The organism is Candidatus Kerfeldbacteria bacterium (assembly GCA_016214565.1).
GTDB lineage: Bacteria > Patescibacteriota > Patescibacteriia > UBA10025 > JAHIVO01 > JAXDBW01.
Window position 1 is genome coordinate 507404 of the sequence record JACROE010000002.1, and the last position, 15143, is coordinate 522546.

General features: G+C 46.5%; 12 protein-coding genes and 1 tRNA gene. 9 read left to right on the forward strand and 4 right to left on the reverse strand.

Annotation, left to right across the window (positions count from 1 at the left end):
* Window positions 1–69: 69 nt before the first annotated feature.
* Window positions 70–1119, forward strand: coding sequence for a dihydroorotase (gene pyrC / locus HZC01_02570; GenBank protein MBI5037561.1), 1050 nt, complete (start codon window positions 70–72; stop codon window positions 1117–1119).
* A gap of 117 nt (window positions 1120–1236) precedes the next feature.
* On the opposite strand, the gene HZC01_02575 is transcribed toward pyrC, so the two are convergent.
* From HZC01_02575 to HZC01_02590, 4 genes are all read right to left on the reverse strand, one after another.
* Window positions 1237–2226, reverse strand: a complete 990-nt coding sequence (locus HZC01_02575; GenBank protein MBI5037562.1) for a hypothetical protein — start codon at window positions 2224–2226, stop codon at window positions 1237–1239.
* Window positions 2227–2301: 75 nt separating this feature from the next.
* Complete coding sequence (locus tag HZC01_02580) at window positions 2302–2847, reverse strand: hypothetical protein (GenBank protein MBI5037563.1); 546 nt, start codon at window positions 2845–2847, stop codon at window positions 2302–2304.
* A gap of 64 nt (window positions 2848–2911) precedes the next feature.
* Window positions 2912–3550 (reverse strand): hypothetical protein, encoded by a 639-nt coding sequence (locus HZC01_02585; GenBank protein ID MBI5037564.1) that lies wholly within the window; start codon window positions 3548–3550, stop codon window positions 2912–2914.
* Window positions 3551–3566: 16 nt separating this feature from the next.
* Window positions 3567–3653: transfer RNA gene (locus tag HZC01_02590), tRNA-Leu, on the reverse strand.
* A gap of 666 nt (window positions 3654–4319) precedes the next feature.
* Here HZC01_02590 and HZC01_02595 point away from each other — a divergent pair.
* The 8 genes from HZC01_02595 to HZC01_02630 all read left to right on the forward strand — a co-directional run bounded on the left by HZC01_02595 (window position 4320) and on the right by HZC01_02630 (window position 14875).
* Entirely contained in the window at window positions 4320–5039 is a 720-nt protein-coding gene (locus HZC01_02595; protein MBI5037565.1) for a hypothetical protein, read from the forward strand.
* 1226 nt (window positions 5040–6265) lie between these two features.
* Entirely contained in the window at window positions 6266–6940 is a 675-nt protein-coding gene (locus HZC01_02600; protein MBI5037566.1) for a M23 family metallopeptidase, read from the forward strand.
* 84 nt (window positions 6941–7024) lie between these two features.
* The gene (locus HZC01_02605) at window positions 7025–7576 is read left to right on the forward strand and encodes a hypothetical protein (protein MBI5037567.1); all 552 of its coding nucleotides are present in this window, start codon (window positions 7025–7027) and stop codon (window positions 7574–7576) included.
* A gap of 280 nt (window positions 7577–7856) precedes the next feature.
* A complete protein-coding gene (locus HZC01_02610; protein MBI5037568.1) occupies window positions 7857–8282 on the forward strand; it encodes a single-stranded DNA-binding protein in 426 nt (141 codons plus the stop codon).
* Between the two features lie 75 nt (window positions 8283–8357).
* Window positions 8358–10472: a lamin tail domain-containing protein gene (locus HZC01_02615; GenBank protein ID MBI5037569.1), complete on the forward strand. Its 2115-nt coding sequence runs from the start codon at window positions 8358–8360 to the stop codon at window positions 10470–10472.
* Window positions 10473–10567: 95 nt separating this feature from the next.
* Window positions 10568–12982: a beta-propeller domain-containing protein gene (locus HZC01_02620; protein MBI5037570.1), complete on the forward strand. Its 2415-nt coding sequence runs from the start codon at window positions 10568–10570 to the stop codon at window positions 12980–12982.
* 23 nt (window positions 12983–13005) lie between these two features.
* Window positions 13006–14109 (forward strand): metallophosphoesterase, encoded by a 1104-nt coding sequence (locus HZC01_02625; GenBank protein MBI5037571.1) that lies wholly within the window; start codon window positions 13006–13008, stop codon window positions 14107–14109.
* A 262-nt stretch (window positions 14110–14371) separates the two neighbouring features.
* The gene (locus tag HZC01_02630; protein MBI5037572.1) at window positions 14372–14875 is read left to right on the forward strand and encodes a hypothetical protein; all 504 of its coding nucleotides are present in this window, start codon (window positions 14372–14374) and stop codon (window positions 14873–14875) included.
* The last annotated feature ends 268 nt before the right edge of the window (window positions 14876–15143 follow it).

The window sequence follows — 15143 nt, forward strand, 5'->3', positions numbered from 1 at the left end:
GTGGTGGGGCTTTATGGTACAACAATGTGAAAAGCTCTTTACAGTATATTCCCCGAAAGGAACGTAGTCATGTCTGAACCATTGACGATTATTCGACCGGACGATTTTCACGTCCACCTGCGGCAGGAAAATGCTCTGCGAGTGGTCGCGCCTTACACGGCGCGGCAATTTGCTCGGGCGCTCATCATGCCCAATTGCACCCCGCCGATTACCACTACTCAGCAGGCACAGGAGTATCGCCAACAGATTCTCGGATGCGTTGGTGATCATTCTTTCGAACCGCTGATGACGCTGTATCTCACCGATCAGACGACGTCTGATGAAATTATGCAGGCAAGCGATTCTGGCATCGTTTTTGCAGCAAAGTTGTATCCGCGCGGTGCTACCACAAATTCTGAAACCGGAGTGACTGATATCCTCGGACTGTATCCGGTATTGGAAACGATGGAAGAATGTGATTTGGTGCTGTCAGTGCATGGCGAGGTCACACTCACCACGCATCCGAATGCCGATGTATTCGATTTTGAGCGCATCTTCATCGAGCAGGTGCTGCAACCGATTATCAATCGGTTTTCTCATTTGCGAGTGGTACTCGAACATATCACGACTCAGGACGCGGTTGATTTCGTCCTCTCCTCCTCCCCGCACGTTGCTGCCACCATCACGCCGCAACACCTCATGTATAATCGGAATGATTTATTGGTGGGGGGATTGCATCCGCATCGATACTGTCTGCCAATCGTGAAGGCGGCCACTCCGCATCAGTCGGCCTTGCGCAGCGTGATTACTCTGGACAGTCCGAAATTTTTTCTCGGGACTGACTCAGCGCCGCATGCACGTACGGCAAAAGAATCAGCCTGCGGTTGCGCGGGATGTTTCTCGGCACCATGCGCGCTGGAATTGTACGCACAGGTTTTTGAGGAGTGCAACGCACTGCATCTCCTTGAAGCGTTTGCCAGTCGGCGCGGGGCGCATTTTTATGGACTGCCCCTCAACGCTGGCACCGTTACCCTGCTCAAAAAGCCGCGGTGCGTGCCACGATCGATTCCCTATGGGGAATCCGGGGAATTGATTCCATTCTGTGCCGGCGAAGAACTCGCCTGGCGATTGGAATCGTAGCACCTTTGGCCCGCTCGAAACACAAACGCCCGCTCAGTATTTGCTGAACGGGCGCTTTATTTGAGGAGGAGGAAGCGGATCGGTCAAGTTAATCAATGGCTCAACATTCAACCTTCTCTATTGAGAATATTGGAATGTGTTAATGATATCCCGGATTAAATTCCACCAGTATGTCTCATCATCTAATGATTCGCCAGTGTTCATTTTATATGCGAAATCATAATTACCATAGGTGTTAATTAATACTGTGTCATCAGGCCTGATCGATCCTTGAGCAAATCGCAATACAGTAAAGCTTGCCTCGTCTGCGTCACCCTCGTTATTGATTATTTGAGGGCGGGTGAATACTACCGATGTTGCACTCGCGTTATTGACCGTGTATCCATCCCAGCTGGCTGGAAATTTTAGAGTGAAACCGAGGTCCGTATTTGTGTATGTGTCCCAGCTCGCGATCTCATCATAGGTACTTTTGCGGACAAATCGTGCGGTTGGCCCATTACCAGAAAGGGTATCGAAGTACTCATCAATCACCACTACCACTCGATTATTAGCTGGCGCATATGGATCAAAAGGCTCAAAAGCAGCCACCGCTTCGGCAGTGTTGGTGAAGCAAATACTCTCTGGCTGCCCAACATTTTTTTCTCTCGGAAGCACCTCTCCTGATGTGGCAGATATATACATATTTACGCCATCGCACGTCGCTCCGATTTGCTCTGGATCATATGATACGTACCCCGTCATTGTCGCCTCGCCAGTAAATTGTGCGGTAAAATTCCCCGACGCATCAGTGCCGATAGTTTGTGCAGTCATAACACCAACTTTATCACCCGTTTTTATCGTATTCATATCATATGCATTCAGTGCAATATCCACGCCCTCATAGGGATTTTCAGTAGTCGTTTGATTTGAGTTGGTGGTCGTATTGATATTTTCATTCGCATTGGCCGTATTTACATTCTCATTTCTTCCGACCGCCGTGTTTGTATTAAGAGCATTATTATCCGTCTTGTCTTGGGTCAATACCCACGCCCCGACAGCGATCAATATCAACACAATAAGGCCGATCATGATGAGGGGTGCTTTCGCAACTCCTTTTTGATTTTTCATAAGCGTTAATTTTTATTGCTTAATAAGTAGCTATAAATAAAATCTTGTACAAAAAATAATATTGATTATCCGAATTTATTGATTTATGTTTTGCACGATACCTCGGACTTCATTGAATAAGCTATTTACCCATGTCCCTGAATAATCAGTACTATGCGTCCATCGGTCATCAATGGCAAAATAGATGCGTGAAGTTTGCTGGAACGTGTCGGTCGGCTCAAAAACTAAACGGTTGTAGTCTAGGTCTAATGCATTGGTGATTGAAAAGAGTTCATTTTGCAGGCTGCCGTAGGCAACCTCGATTGCTTCACCATTTTTTGCTCGCGTAATGTCATCATTGGTGGTTGCGAATCCATTAAAACTATCTACATCCCTGACAGCGCTCACAATATACGATTTGATGGATTCATATGTCGCTGAATCTGCCGGTATTGATGTCTTCACCCCGGCTCGGTAATAATCAATAGTGACGACGTTTGCGTTAGGATTCACTGGCGCGTCTTTGCTGGTCATGAAAAAAATTATCGGCACGCCGATAAAGATAGCGCCGAGGATGACCCAGGTAATTATTTTTGCTTTCGATGACGACGGCTTGGGCGTCTCGAGTGGTGGGGTGGGCATAGTGAATAAATTATTGATTTAATACCATCAGTATAGCATAACCCGGGCAAGTTTTTTTCAGCCGTTATTTTTGTGTCTCAGCAATGTGGCGTCGATCAAGTTTTTCAAATTCAGCTTGAGTAGGAATGCCAATGCCCTGGCTGGCATTCTCTGGGTACGTGCTGCCAGTAAAGAGGGTGATGTGGGTGGGCGGCGGTTCTAGGTGGGTGCCAAGCAACGCATTGATATCGTTGTATAGTTTGGTTAATCCAGGCACTGATACCATTTGAATGTATGATTCTCGATGTTCGGGTTCGCGGTCAGGATGCTGGGGATCCAAGGGATAATCCTTAGCAATATGTGATCGTGTCGGTTCCAGTCGGTAGCTGAAATCGGCAGTTTCAATAAGCTGCTTGATCTGGGTGAATAGTTTGGGATTGCCGCTTGCCTTAACGGCCTTTTTTATTTCCGATCCGGTTTTGAATCCAAAGGCAGTGATATGGAATTCGGGTTTTTTGGTCATATGGTGAGACGCAGCGGATTCCGTGAGCTCATCTGTTTGTATTGTCTCTGCTGAAAGGTTAATCAACAGGGAGAAATTTTTCTCGTCGAAGGTAATTTTTTCTGGCTGTAGGACAGCAAGTTCATTTTCCACGCTAGATGTGTCGTCATTCGTGGCACGGAATGATTGGTGGTCAGATGAAGGTAGTTCTTCGGTGTTCATATTCTTCAATTGTATATGGTGCCGAGGAGAGGACTCGAACCTCCAACCCCTTGCGGGGACTAGCTCCTAAGGCTAGCGCGTATACCAGTTCCGCCACCTCGGCATATAAATGATTCTACCTATTATAGGCATTACCAGCAAACAAGCAAATAGGTAAAAAGGCGACCCCACCGGTTGATGGGGTCGAAAATGGTTTGGAGCGAGAACTAGGTTGATTTGTTGGTTTTTGGTGGTGCCGGTGGAGGGCTGTCCTTTTCTTTTTGTGGGCCGTGAACGCCCAGTGTTGTGCGCCGATGTGACGCTTGTACTAATAGCTGGATGCGACGAGCGGTATTCATGACTCACTCACCTCCGTTGAGTTTGGGTGTGCTTTCAACATACATCATTTTAGTTAGATATACAACACTGTTTGAGTGGTTATTTTTTTGCTATAATTACAGTAGAAATGAACATTGTCATACGAAAAAACAGACGGCGGTAGATCACAAAAGCTGAAGCGCGTCGCGCCATGGCTGATGAAAAATATTCACTGATTGAATGCATCAATTTCGCGCCAGCCTCGCCGAGTCTAGGCGGGCCGTCCTCGATAATCGCCGTCGCAAAAAAATGTGGGTAACCGTACCTAACAAGTCCAAAACGCACTTTGAAAGTGAGAAAGGAGGTCGGCAACGACTGAAAAACAGTAGGAAGATAACGTGGGTCTCTTCTTACATTTGTTTTTTGACACAAGTACTCGCGGTTTCTCGATGTACTACAAGAGGTAGTTATCATGTTGAACTGGAAGAAATTTACGATCCGGGCCTTGACGGTCACGATCGTAGTCATCGCTGGTTGTTCAAAGACCAGCGACAAAGCATCAAGTGTTGTCGTTAATCCCGAGATTACGGTAAATGCCGCTGATCTCGTGAAAAATGGCAACCTGTATTTCCCGGATGATTTTTCACAAGTGATCGGAACGACCGATACGACGATCATCGATAACCTAAAGGAGGTTACTGCCAGCGCTGTTGATGAAGATGTCATCAGGACCATTGTCCTTCTCGATGGCACTGAATATCGACTTATCCATCCAGTGATTGATCTTGGCAATACCGGCACTATCTCGCCAGAGGATGAAAAAAACCTACGGCAACTAGCTCCGAGTGCTATCGCCCTCGGCGGTAATATCACCAATTATTATCTTAAAGATAATGAGTGGGTATATGCTGTTATCATGGGTAGCAGCGATCAAGCCTGGGTGTACTATAATCCGCGCAAAGCCGGGTATAAGACCTTGAAGTTCAAGAACAACATCGTCTGGAACTACGAGGTCCTCATGTTACCGTCGTGGAGGAATGCGAGTTCTGGGTGGAATCAGTGGACCGCCTGGTGGTGCGCTCCATGGTATACCTTTAAGACACTATACAGTGGAAGCGCAGATATTGCTTATCTCTTCGTCGTTGTGCAGAACAATGATAAATCTGCTTCGGTCATGATGACGGCTTACTAGTGGGTGACAACCCAGCCGAAAGCCAAGCCCTATTCTGGCAATCGTTGATAGAGTAGGGTAGGGATCCGTTCGTTTCTCTACCCTACAAAATATTATATGCATACTCTTGACATTAATATATGGAAATTGGAACACCACAGTTGCAAATAAAGCCTTCTCGAAATACGTTTCTTTGGATGGCTGCGATATGTATATTTTTTGCAATTTTTTCGTTTTTTGACTTGGGACCATTTTCCCGAGGTGTTGGCGAGATAGTTTATTCAACTTTTTTGCCAGCCACGATATTGACTGAATTACTTGTCAGAGGAACCGAGAGTCCATTAAGTTACATAGCGCTACCCATTTTCGTTGTTATTGAGAGCTTTATCATTAGTTATTTGTTAACAATTATTGCTCGAGTGCTCAAATTACTAAAAAAATAGATTTCAAACTAATTTACTTATTATGTATTTTGAACTGTACATTGCAGGAGGGGCATTACTGATACTAGTTGCGAGTTTCGTGATGTATCAGTCAAAAGCCAAGTTTCAGAATATTACCGCTGCTCGTTTGGTATTGTTACGTTCTTGCTTCGCTTTAGTCTACGTCACTCTTATCTATTATTTTGTGTTTATTTGGGAATCATTTTCGTTGCAATATCTATTAGTTTTACTTGGTGCAGCGATCATCTTCATTTTATTTGACCGTCAAATAAAAAAAACTCAGAGTCCTAGTAAATAATCAGTATGTTGATTGGACGCCAACCATTTTTCAAAAAAGAAAGCACACGAGGTTTTATTTTTGCTTTTGTACCATTGTCTGTTCTGAGGGTGGTGGAGGAACTTATTAACACAGAAAAATCCTGGTACGCGGTCGAGATATCTTCAATTTTTGGAGCAGTTACTTTATTTGCTGCGTAGTTCTTTCTTAATGATTTGAAGTACAAAAAGTATGCGCAAGGGGCGTTGTTAGGGTGGTTGGTATTTGTAGTAGTATTTCTTAGTATGAAAGTATTAGTAACAACAATTAATCAATAATGAAGTTAAGTTAGGAAATCCAAAATAAACAAACCGCTCATTCTGAGCAGAAAGCGAGGTAAGTCAATTTACACTGCCAGTCAGTTCGTAGGGAGAAGGTTAGTTTCCGTGGGTCTCTCCTTCACGAATAGCATGTTCATTACAATTTAGTGCACGGAATGCATGACGATAAATTGAAATTCTGATTTTTCGTGAAAGGAAGGTGTCACTATGACACGCACGTTATTCTTTAAACTGTTGATGGCCGGTTCGGCTATTACTTTTCTCGGCATCGCCTGCGATCGGCCGATTCAGTCGCCAACGCAGTCTGGCTCTCCGCCGATGGATTCATCCGCCACCCATGATTCCACCCGTAAGGGTGAGATTGAGCCAACCGCGGCCAGCATCGGAGGCCGGTTATCGGTCAAATGGCCACTCGGTGTCAGCCCCAGTGGATGGACGGGTGTTGATGGTGATCGGACCGGCACATCGTCCTATCACCGCGGCGCTGAGTATTATGCTCGCGACCTGGCACACCCGTCATATACCAGAGTTTCCATTCATGCCGGTATCAGTGGACAGGTTGTGAAAGTGTACAAAACATGCGCCAACATCAATAGTGCCTGCAATGGTGGTTATGGTAACGAAGTTGTTGTGTACGACTGGAGTCGTCATGTGGCTGTACGCTATGCGCATCTGTCATTTGTGGCTCTTGATGTAAACTTGGGAACCTGGGTAAGCGTTGGGAGGTATCTTGGCGCCATGGGTACGTCCGGTCGTTCATCGGGGCCGCATCTGCATATCGTATCATTTGAGAATATTGACCACTTCTCAGGTGGTTGGCCGATTATCCCGACCCCCAATGATGATATGTATTACGCCTGCATCACCGCTTTTTACTTCTAGTAAAGAGATATCATCAAACCAATATTGTAGAGAGGTTCCTCGGCCTCTCTACAATAATCCATTTAAGTAATTAATACATAATATATGAAGAAAAATGTTTTACTCAGTGCCATCGTTCTCGCAGCAATCATCATTGTAGTGTCATTGATTCTTATATCGAAAAACAATAATGAAGAAAATTCGACTAACGGTAACACTCAGATTTCCAATAGTTCTAGTTCTGAGAATATCCTCTATATTGCTAGTTATCATATATATGTGTTACTCGAAAGCGATCAGCGAGCAGACACTTCTTCACTCACGCTAGTTGATTCATCGTCAGGTGAGATTAGGAAAACTTTTTCTACTCACGCCCCATCACAGTTACATAGTTTCATATGGGATGAAAAAAGCAGTCGAATTTATTTCTCGGCGACGTCTGTTTCCAAAGAGATTACCACATTCTTTTACATTGATCTCAATGATCCGGATCCCAATGCGATTACCGAAATTGTATATGACCCCCAAAGCAAAATCTCCGGAACACTGAAACTTATAGGATCCAATAATGATACGATTTACTTTAATGACGGGGGCCAAGTGTATTCACTCAATGTTGCAAACGGTCTCAGCGCAGTTCCGACTGAGTTAGAATAGTTTTTTCATTATGGATCTTTGATTATTCTCAACCCCAAAAACACGACCTTAGTATTTGGGATAGGTCGGTCGGGTTTTTGGCGCTCTAGGTAAGAATCGAAAACATTTCATTGCTCTCTCATCCATAGCTACCGCGGAAACGGTGTGGTCGGATGAAAGTGCGGTAGTGCTGAAACGCTTTTAGATTTCTTGAGCTTGCTTATATTCTAAGTTTTATTCCTAAACTGTCAAGCGCGCATGACAGATGGAAAGCATTAATTAACTAAGTATGCACAGATCTATGAATCTGAACAAAACGCAGATCATCGGAAACCTGGCGGTCAATCCGGAAGTCCGGACATTGCCTTCGGGTCAGTCGACCGCTTTCTTCCGCGTGGCCACCAGCCACCGCTGGGTGGACGTGAAGACAAAGAAGCGTCAGGAAGCCACGGAATTTTTACCGGTGGTTGCCTGGGGGCGTTTAGGTGAGGTAGTGGGAAAGTACCTGAAGAAGGGCGATCGGGTATATCTCGACGGCCGGCTGCACAATCGCAGCTGGGAAGGCCGAGATAAGCAGAAACATTTTCGTACGGAAATCGTACTGGAGAATCTCATCATGCTCGGCGGAGCTAAAAAGAAAGCCGGGGATGCGACGACAAAGGTCAATGATGAGGTTGTCGTCGAGGAAATCGACGTTAATAAAGTGCCGGTTTCAGAAAAGGAGTAATCCTCCTTTTCTCCCGGGTCGTATCGTTCTTGGGGAAGGTCTCGATACGGTCCGGAAGAAAGAGGGTATTAATCTATGCAACTACTATACATTTTTATCATTTTTATAATGATGGTTCCGTCTGGATTTGCCGCGGCAGAAGCTGGCCACGTTGTCATTAATGAAATTAAGGTTAGCGGTATCAGTGGCCAGAGTACTGATGAATATATTGAGCTATTTAATCCGACTGGCAATTCTATTTCACTTACTGGTTGGCAACTGGTGAAACGAACGAGCACAGGTACTGAGTCGGTATTGGTAAGTAATTTTGGTGCTATGACCGTATTACCCCAGCGCTCTCTACTCATTACTCATCCGACGGGATATCTCGGTAAACCGACGGCAGATCTAGTGTATACGACCAGTAGTTCAATTGCTGACAATAACACGGTTGTATTAAAAGACGCTGGTGGTCAAACCGTTGATATGGTTGGCTATGGCAGTGCGCAGACATTTGAGGGCGCGCCAGCGAGCAATCCGGGAAGTACGAAGAGTATTGAGCGATTGATGGTTGGTGGCGATAGTGATCATAATGCGAACGACTTTGTTATTCGTGATACGCCTACTCCGTCGAATAGCGCCTCCATAATACCGGACGAAGAACCAGCACCGGTAGTCTACTCCGATGCGATCCGATTAGCTGAATTATTTCCCAATCCGATAGGGACGGATGACGGTGAGTTCATAGAGGTGATCAACATGAGTGGAGAGAGCGTTGTGGTTACCGGCTGGCAATTAGGTGACACCAGTACCCGCCGGTATACTATTCCCGAATTATCTATTCCGGGTCATGGGTATTATGCATTTCAAAAGTCAGCGACGGGCATTTCTCTGAATAACACCGGCGATACGGCGCAGCTGTATTGGCCTGATGGCACTTTGGTTGATGAACGTGAGTATGCGACTGCCAATGAAGGTCAGTCTTTTGCTTTGGTTGATGGAACGTGGCAATGGACCGATGCGGTCACCCCTGGTTTGGCTAATGAGTTTCTGATTGCGAACGAACCGCCCGTGGCAGATTTTACGACTGATACTGAAAGCGTGCGCTTGTGGCAGACAGTGAGATTTGACGCGCGGTCAAGCGATGATCCGGATGCGGATCCGATTGAATATCGTTGGGATTTTAGTGATGGCACGACGGCATCCGGTGAAACGGCTGAACATGCCTATGATCGCACAGGGGTATTCATCGTTCGATTAACCGTCACTGATAGTCATGGCGCCGCCACTGATGAAACTCAAATGATTGAAGTTCGTGATTATGATTATTCTAAGGGCGTGAGGTTATTTGAACTATTGCCTAGCTGTTCACCAGCTGATAGTACGTGTGAATATATTGAATTGTGCAATGAGACTGATCAATCCGTTGATTTAGCAGGCTGGCAACTCACCGATCAATCAAAGTATTATACATTTTCCGAGGGCAGCTTTATTGGAGCGCAGTCGTGCCTGTCTGCCGATCGTCCAACTACCGGCATCGCCCTCAATAATAGTGGTGATACAGTTTACCTCTTGGATCCGTCGCGCGCGATTATTGACGGCGTGACCTACGGCAAAGCAAGTAAGGATTATTCTTTTGCTCGGGCCGATGGTCGATGGTTTTGGACGGAAGCGATGACGCCCGGCGCGCCGAATAAAATTGTTGAGTTAGACGTTGAAGATGAGACCAATGCAGATACCAAAAATACACTCGTTGATTTAGGCTTGGTGGCAATCAGTGATGTGAATGAGGAGATGGTTGGTTCGCGACTGACTATTACCGGTGAGGTGGAGCGGGTGAACAGCCGGGGGATTTATGTCATGGATGAGCAGGGAACTATTGTGCGAGTATTTATCCAAAAAGCTACTGGCATCGAACCGCCCAAGCTTGAGCCAGGCAACCGTATTACTGTCAGCGGAATGCTGGATAAAACTAGCGCCGGTTTGCGGTTACTGCCTCAGACCGCTGATGATATTATTGTTCAGTCGGAGAGCGCTGGGGAAACTGGTCAGGTGCTGGGCGCAAGTACGGATCAATCGGTGGTGATACCGATTGAATCAAGCGGTGCTAATCACGCCACCACTCGATATTTAATAGTGGCGGGAGTGGTGGTGATTGCTGGAGTGGCCGCTTACATTATTAGAGAATATCGAGCTCGGCATCAGTCATAGTTAAAGGGGAAAAGAACCGTCTTGCCTGAAGTTGGCTTCTTTTTTTTACCTAAAAAAGCTATACTATATATGTATTACTAATACTTATACCCCTTATGACAACCAATGACATCAGCCAGTGGATTATTCAGTCTCGGGCAGCCGGGAAAACCGATCAGCAGATTCGAGAAGATTTGCGTTCACACGGCTGGCTAGCAAGTCAAATTGATATTGCCATGAATGAGTCAGCGGTAGCACCAGTGCGCCAGGCGCTGCATGCTCAGCAGCCGGTAGCGCGGGAAAGCATAGGGTCGGCACGTCGCGCCTGGGTGACCATGGGCTCGGTGTTGGCAGTGGTCGTGGTTGCGGCTGCGCTTTACTTCGTCAATGATCGATTTGATCTGATTGGAGGCCTCACGAGTTCCGGTGATCCCGTGACCAACGCGACGCTCGTGCCAATTCGAGATCAGTTAGCCGCCCAGAGCACACTGAAGCAATTTAATGATGCCGATGAACTTGTAGCGTATCTTCAAGCGAATTATTCCGCGGGAAGTTATTATGGCTTGAGCGGTTCAATGGCTCGATCTATAGATGCCGTTGGTGAGGCAATGCCCGCGCCGACCAGCGCCGTGGATGATATAGGCACTTCATTTGGTCTAGGGACCACGGATTTAACGGACACGAAACAATCTTTTGATTACTCTGGCACTAATCTTCAGGTAGCGGGCGTGGATGAGGCGGATATCGTCAAAACTGACGGGGAGTATATTTATGCGGTGGTGCAACAAAAATTATACATTGTTGATGCACAGCCGGGAGCGGAAGCGGCAGTGGTGGCAACGATTACATTTGATGATACGCCTCAGGATATGTTTATTAATGGCGATCGATTGGTTGTGTTTGGCGCTGATTACTCAATCAGCGAAAAGGCCGCAACTGATCTAGTGCGTTCATCAAGCTATACCTTCCTGAAGATTTTTGATGTGACTGACGTTAAAAATCCCGTGCAGTTACGAGATTTAGACTTTGAGGGATATTATCTCCAGTCCCGTATGATTGAGAATCATCTCTACTTGGTGACTACCCAACCGGCGAATATCGCCTATGATAATCCGATTCCCCTTATCTTAGAAGAGGGTAAAGAGATGTCTACTGGCACTCAGCCAGGTCTCTATTATATTGATGCGCCATATCAAGCGCAGACCTTTACGGTGGTATCGGCAGTTGATATCCAATCAGCCGAGGCAGATGTGGCGAGCGAGGTGATTCTCTCTAGCGGAGCAGAGCAAGTGTACGTTTCGCCAACTAATTTGTATTTGGCCTCGACGAAATATGTAAATGAACTTCAGCTGACCATGGATATATATCGGGAAGTGCTGAACCCACGTTTGAACGCTGAACAGCGGCAGCAGATCAAAGATATTGAATCGGCGCCAAATCACGTGCTCTCGGTTGATGAAAAAGCTCAGAAAATAATGAATATCCTAACGCTCATGGTTGAGGCGCTTTCCGATAACGATCAGGAAACGCTGCAGAAAGAAGTCGAGCAGGCCGTGACGGCGGCCTATGAGCGGATTGCGCCTGAGCTAGAGAAAACGGTTATACATCGTTTATCAATCAATAAGGGATCGGTGACTTATGATGCGAGCGGCGAGGTGACGGGGCATCTTCTCAACCAGTTCTCTATGGATGAGTCAGGCGGGTATTTCCGCATTGCCACGACGAAGAGCCAAACCTGGTTACAATTTTCTTCAGAGGAAATGGAATCATATAGTAATGTGTATGTGCTTGATAAAGATTTGGAGGTAGTTGGACGCCTCGAACAGCTGGCTAAAGGGGAGCAGATCTATTCAGTGCGGTTTATGCAGAATCGCGCCTATTTGGTGACGTTCCAGCAAACTGACCCGCTCTTTGCTATTGATCTGTCTGATCCGCGGAATCCAAAAGTTCTAGGCGAATTGAAAGTGCCTGGCTTCTCCTCATATCTTCATCCCTACGACGACAATCTGTTAATTGGCTTTGGCAAGCAAGCGACGGATGATGGCCAGGTAACGGGTTTGAAATTATCCCTCTTCGATGTGTCTGACGTGACCAATCTGAAAGAAGTAGACACCTATGAATTCGGTGATGCGGGCAGTGATTCTATCGCTCTTACTGACCACAAAGCATTTCTCTTTGATAAGGAGAAAAATTTGCTTGTCATCCCCGTTTCCCTCCGTACGGTGACGGACGATGTGTTTGGTTCATATTCGACGCATGGAGCGATGGTATTTAGCATTTCACCGAGCGGTTTTGAATTCCGCGATCGGATCGACCATTCTGATGGAACCGCCGATGACAATACTATTGACTATTTCTACTCCTATCAATATTATGACACGATGGTGAAACGAAGCCTGTATATTGATGACCTATTGTATACTGTTTCCAATAAATACTTGAAGGCGCACACCTTAAGCGATCTGAAGGAGGTTCGCACGGTTCCCCTGGGCACCTCGGCTGACGATATCACCATAGACGTTGTTCGATAAACAGATATTAATACGTTGTATCCATGAAACGGACGGTTATTGCGCTTCTCACCATTGTGGCGGTTACGATTTTGACTGCGGCGCATGTTTGGCTTTGGCAGAGTATTATTTTTCTCTTTGCCATCGATAGCCTCAGCGTGAAATGGGTTCTCGGCGTGCTGTTTGGCTTGCTAGCAATTGGTTTTCTCCCCACCACCTACCTGGTGCATGTTAAGGAAAATAATTTCACCAGTGCACTGTATTTAGGTGCAGCTGTCTGGCTGGGCAGTGCGCTCTATATCGCCATTGCCAGTGCTATTGCACTCGTGAGTGTGTGGGTGTTTGATGTTGATGAATATCGCACGGTTATTGCCGGCATTTTTATGACACTTGGGTTGGCCTACGCGGGATATGGCGTGTGGAATGCTCAGTTCCCCCGGCTGAAACGGATTACTCTGAGCGCACAAAAGTTTCCTGCTTCCTGGCGCGGCCGGACTATTGTGCAGTTGTCTGATGTACACCTGGGCGCGGTTCATCATATCCGATTTATGCGCCGTGTGGTTAACGAGGTGAAGCGGGCTCAACCTGACCTCATTGTTATTACTGGCGACTTGTATGACGGCGTGGGTCGTGAATTGGGGTTGATGGCGCAACCGTTGGCAGAGTTGCGGCCGCCTTTGGGCATGTATTACATCATTGGCAATCATGAGACCTATGTTGGGCTTGATCGGGTTTTCGATGCGCTCAAGGATTTGCCGATGCGGACACTGCGCGATGAAGTCGTAGAGATTGACGGAGTGCAGCTGCTCGGGGCAGATTATCATCTGCCGGGTCATCAGCATGACCCGCGTCCGGTGATTGATAGGCTTGATCACGCTCGACCCGCTATTGTCTTGTATCATGAGCCTGTACCAGAAATCGTCGAGCACGCCGCCGAGAAAAATGTCACCCTGATGTTATGTGGCCATACGCACGTGGGGCAGCTCTGGCCATTTAGCTATATCACGAAGAAAATGTATCATCGCTATCACTATGGCCGTTCTGAAGTGAAAGGCATGACACTATATACGTCACCTGGCGTCGGTACTTGGGGGCCGCCATTGCGCACGGGTAACCGTCCGGAAATTGTCACTATGACGATTGAATAAAAAAATACCGGGAGCTCTATTATGTCGATACTCCCGGTAATAATATGCGCCGTAAGAAACTACGGCCGCGAAGAAAAAAACCGCCACGGCTTGCATAACAAGTAATACAGAAAGCCAGGCTGAAGGAATATAGCAAATAACGTCTGAACGGTCAATAGGTAGGCCCTTGACAGCTTGCCGGTTTTGTTGTAGCCTGGTATGTTTGATGACAAATAAACAATAGTTCTTATTACAACCCCCAAACAAGAGAAGGAGTCATAGGATGACACCGAATCCAGACCGCCAAGTAGGCATCGCTACAAGTTTCGCTGATGAATGCATACCGCTGCTTCATTCCGCCCGTGGCCATATGGTCAGGGCCAAGATGATTGAGCTTGATCAGGCTTTAGCCGACGGTCAGCCTGTCACTGAAATTCTGTGCGATCTCAGTGGAATGCATCAGCCGGAATCAGTCGTTCAGGAATCGTTTTTGGCCGGATATCAGCTGGATCTGATCAGAGTCGGTGCGACGACAAGAAAGTTCTGGCATACTAAATTGACCGCGCTGGGCATTTCTCAGGATCGGATTAATCGCGCCGAAGTGATTGTTAAGCAGGTCAAAGAGGCTCATCCCGATCAGCCGCGTCAGATTGAGGCAATTCATGGGCTTTGTGGCGAGGAATATTTCTTGCCACCGAGCGACGAGATTGTCGATTTGCTCGGTGATTCACCGGAGGAGATTAATCCGGATACGGATATGACGGCGGGTTCCTCCAGGGGACGCTAGTCAACTTATTTTTCAGACTGTTCATCATAGGCGTACGATATTCCACTCGTGCGCCTTATTTTTTTGGTGAAATAAAAAAACCGGGGACAATCGCTACCATGAACCCGCGAGCAAATACTCACGAAATCGTGTAAGCGATTGTCCCCTAGAAAATTGGAATGAGCTCCTTTTTCTTTTTGTTTTTAATTTTCTACCCTTATTATAGCGCAAAAAAAGGCTTTTGTCAAGCATTTTTACCTGTTCATGATCTGTGCATGAGGTTGTCATG

What these genes read in the sequence shown, in the direction of transcription:
- HZC01_02600 (MBI5037566.1), top strand. Translation starts at nt 6,266, where the DNA reads ATGACACGCACGTTATTCTTTAAACTGTTGATGGCCGGTTCGGCTATT.
- HZC01_02575 (MBI5037562.1), bottom strand. Translation starts at nt 2,226, where the DNA reads ATGAAAAATCAAAAAGGAGTTGCGAAAGCACCCCTCATCATGATCGGC.
- pyrC (MBI5037561.1), top strand. Translation starts at nt 70, where the DNA reads ATGTCTGAACCATTGACGATTATTCGACCGGACGATTTTCACGTCCAC.
- HZC01_02585 (MBI5037564.1), bottom strand. Translation starts at nt 3,550, where the DNA reads ATGAACACCGAAGAACTACCTTCATCTGACCACCAATCATTCCGTGCC.
- HZC01_02595 (MBI5037565.1), top strand. Translation starts at nt 4,320, where the DNA reads ATGTTGAACTGGAAGAAATTTACGATCCGGGCCTTGACGGTCACGATC.
- HZC01_02630 (MBI5037572.1), top strand. Translation starts at nt 14,372, where the DNA reads ATGACACCGAATCCAGACCGCCAAGTAGGCATCGCTACAAGTTTCGCT.
- HZC01_02620 (MBI5037570.1), top strand. Translation starts at nt 10,568, where the DNA reads ATGACAACCAATGACATCAGCCAGTGGATTATTCAGTCTCGGGCAGCC.
- HZC01_02605 (MBI5037567.1), top strand. Translation starts at nt 7,025, where the DNA reads ATGAAGAAAAATGTTTTACTCAGTGCCATCGTTCTCGCAGCAATCATC.
- HZC01_02610 (MBI5037568.1), top strand. Translation starts at nt 7,857, where the DNA reads ATGAATCTGAACAAAACGCAGATCATCGGAAACCTGGCGGTCAATCCG.
- HZC01_02625 (MBI5037571.1), top strand. Translation starts at nt 13,006, where the DNA reads ATGAAACGGACGGTTATTGCGCTTCTCACCATTGTGGCGGTTACGATT.
- HZC01_02615 (MBI5037569.1), top strand. Translation starts at nt 8,358, where the DNA reads ATGCAACTACTATACATTTTTATCATTTTTATAATGATGGTTCCGTCT.
- HZC01_02580 (MBI5037563.1), bottom strand. Translation starts at nt 2,847, where the DNA reads ATGCCCACCCCACCACTCGAGACGCCCAAGCCGTCGTCATCGAAAGCA.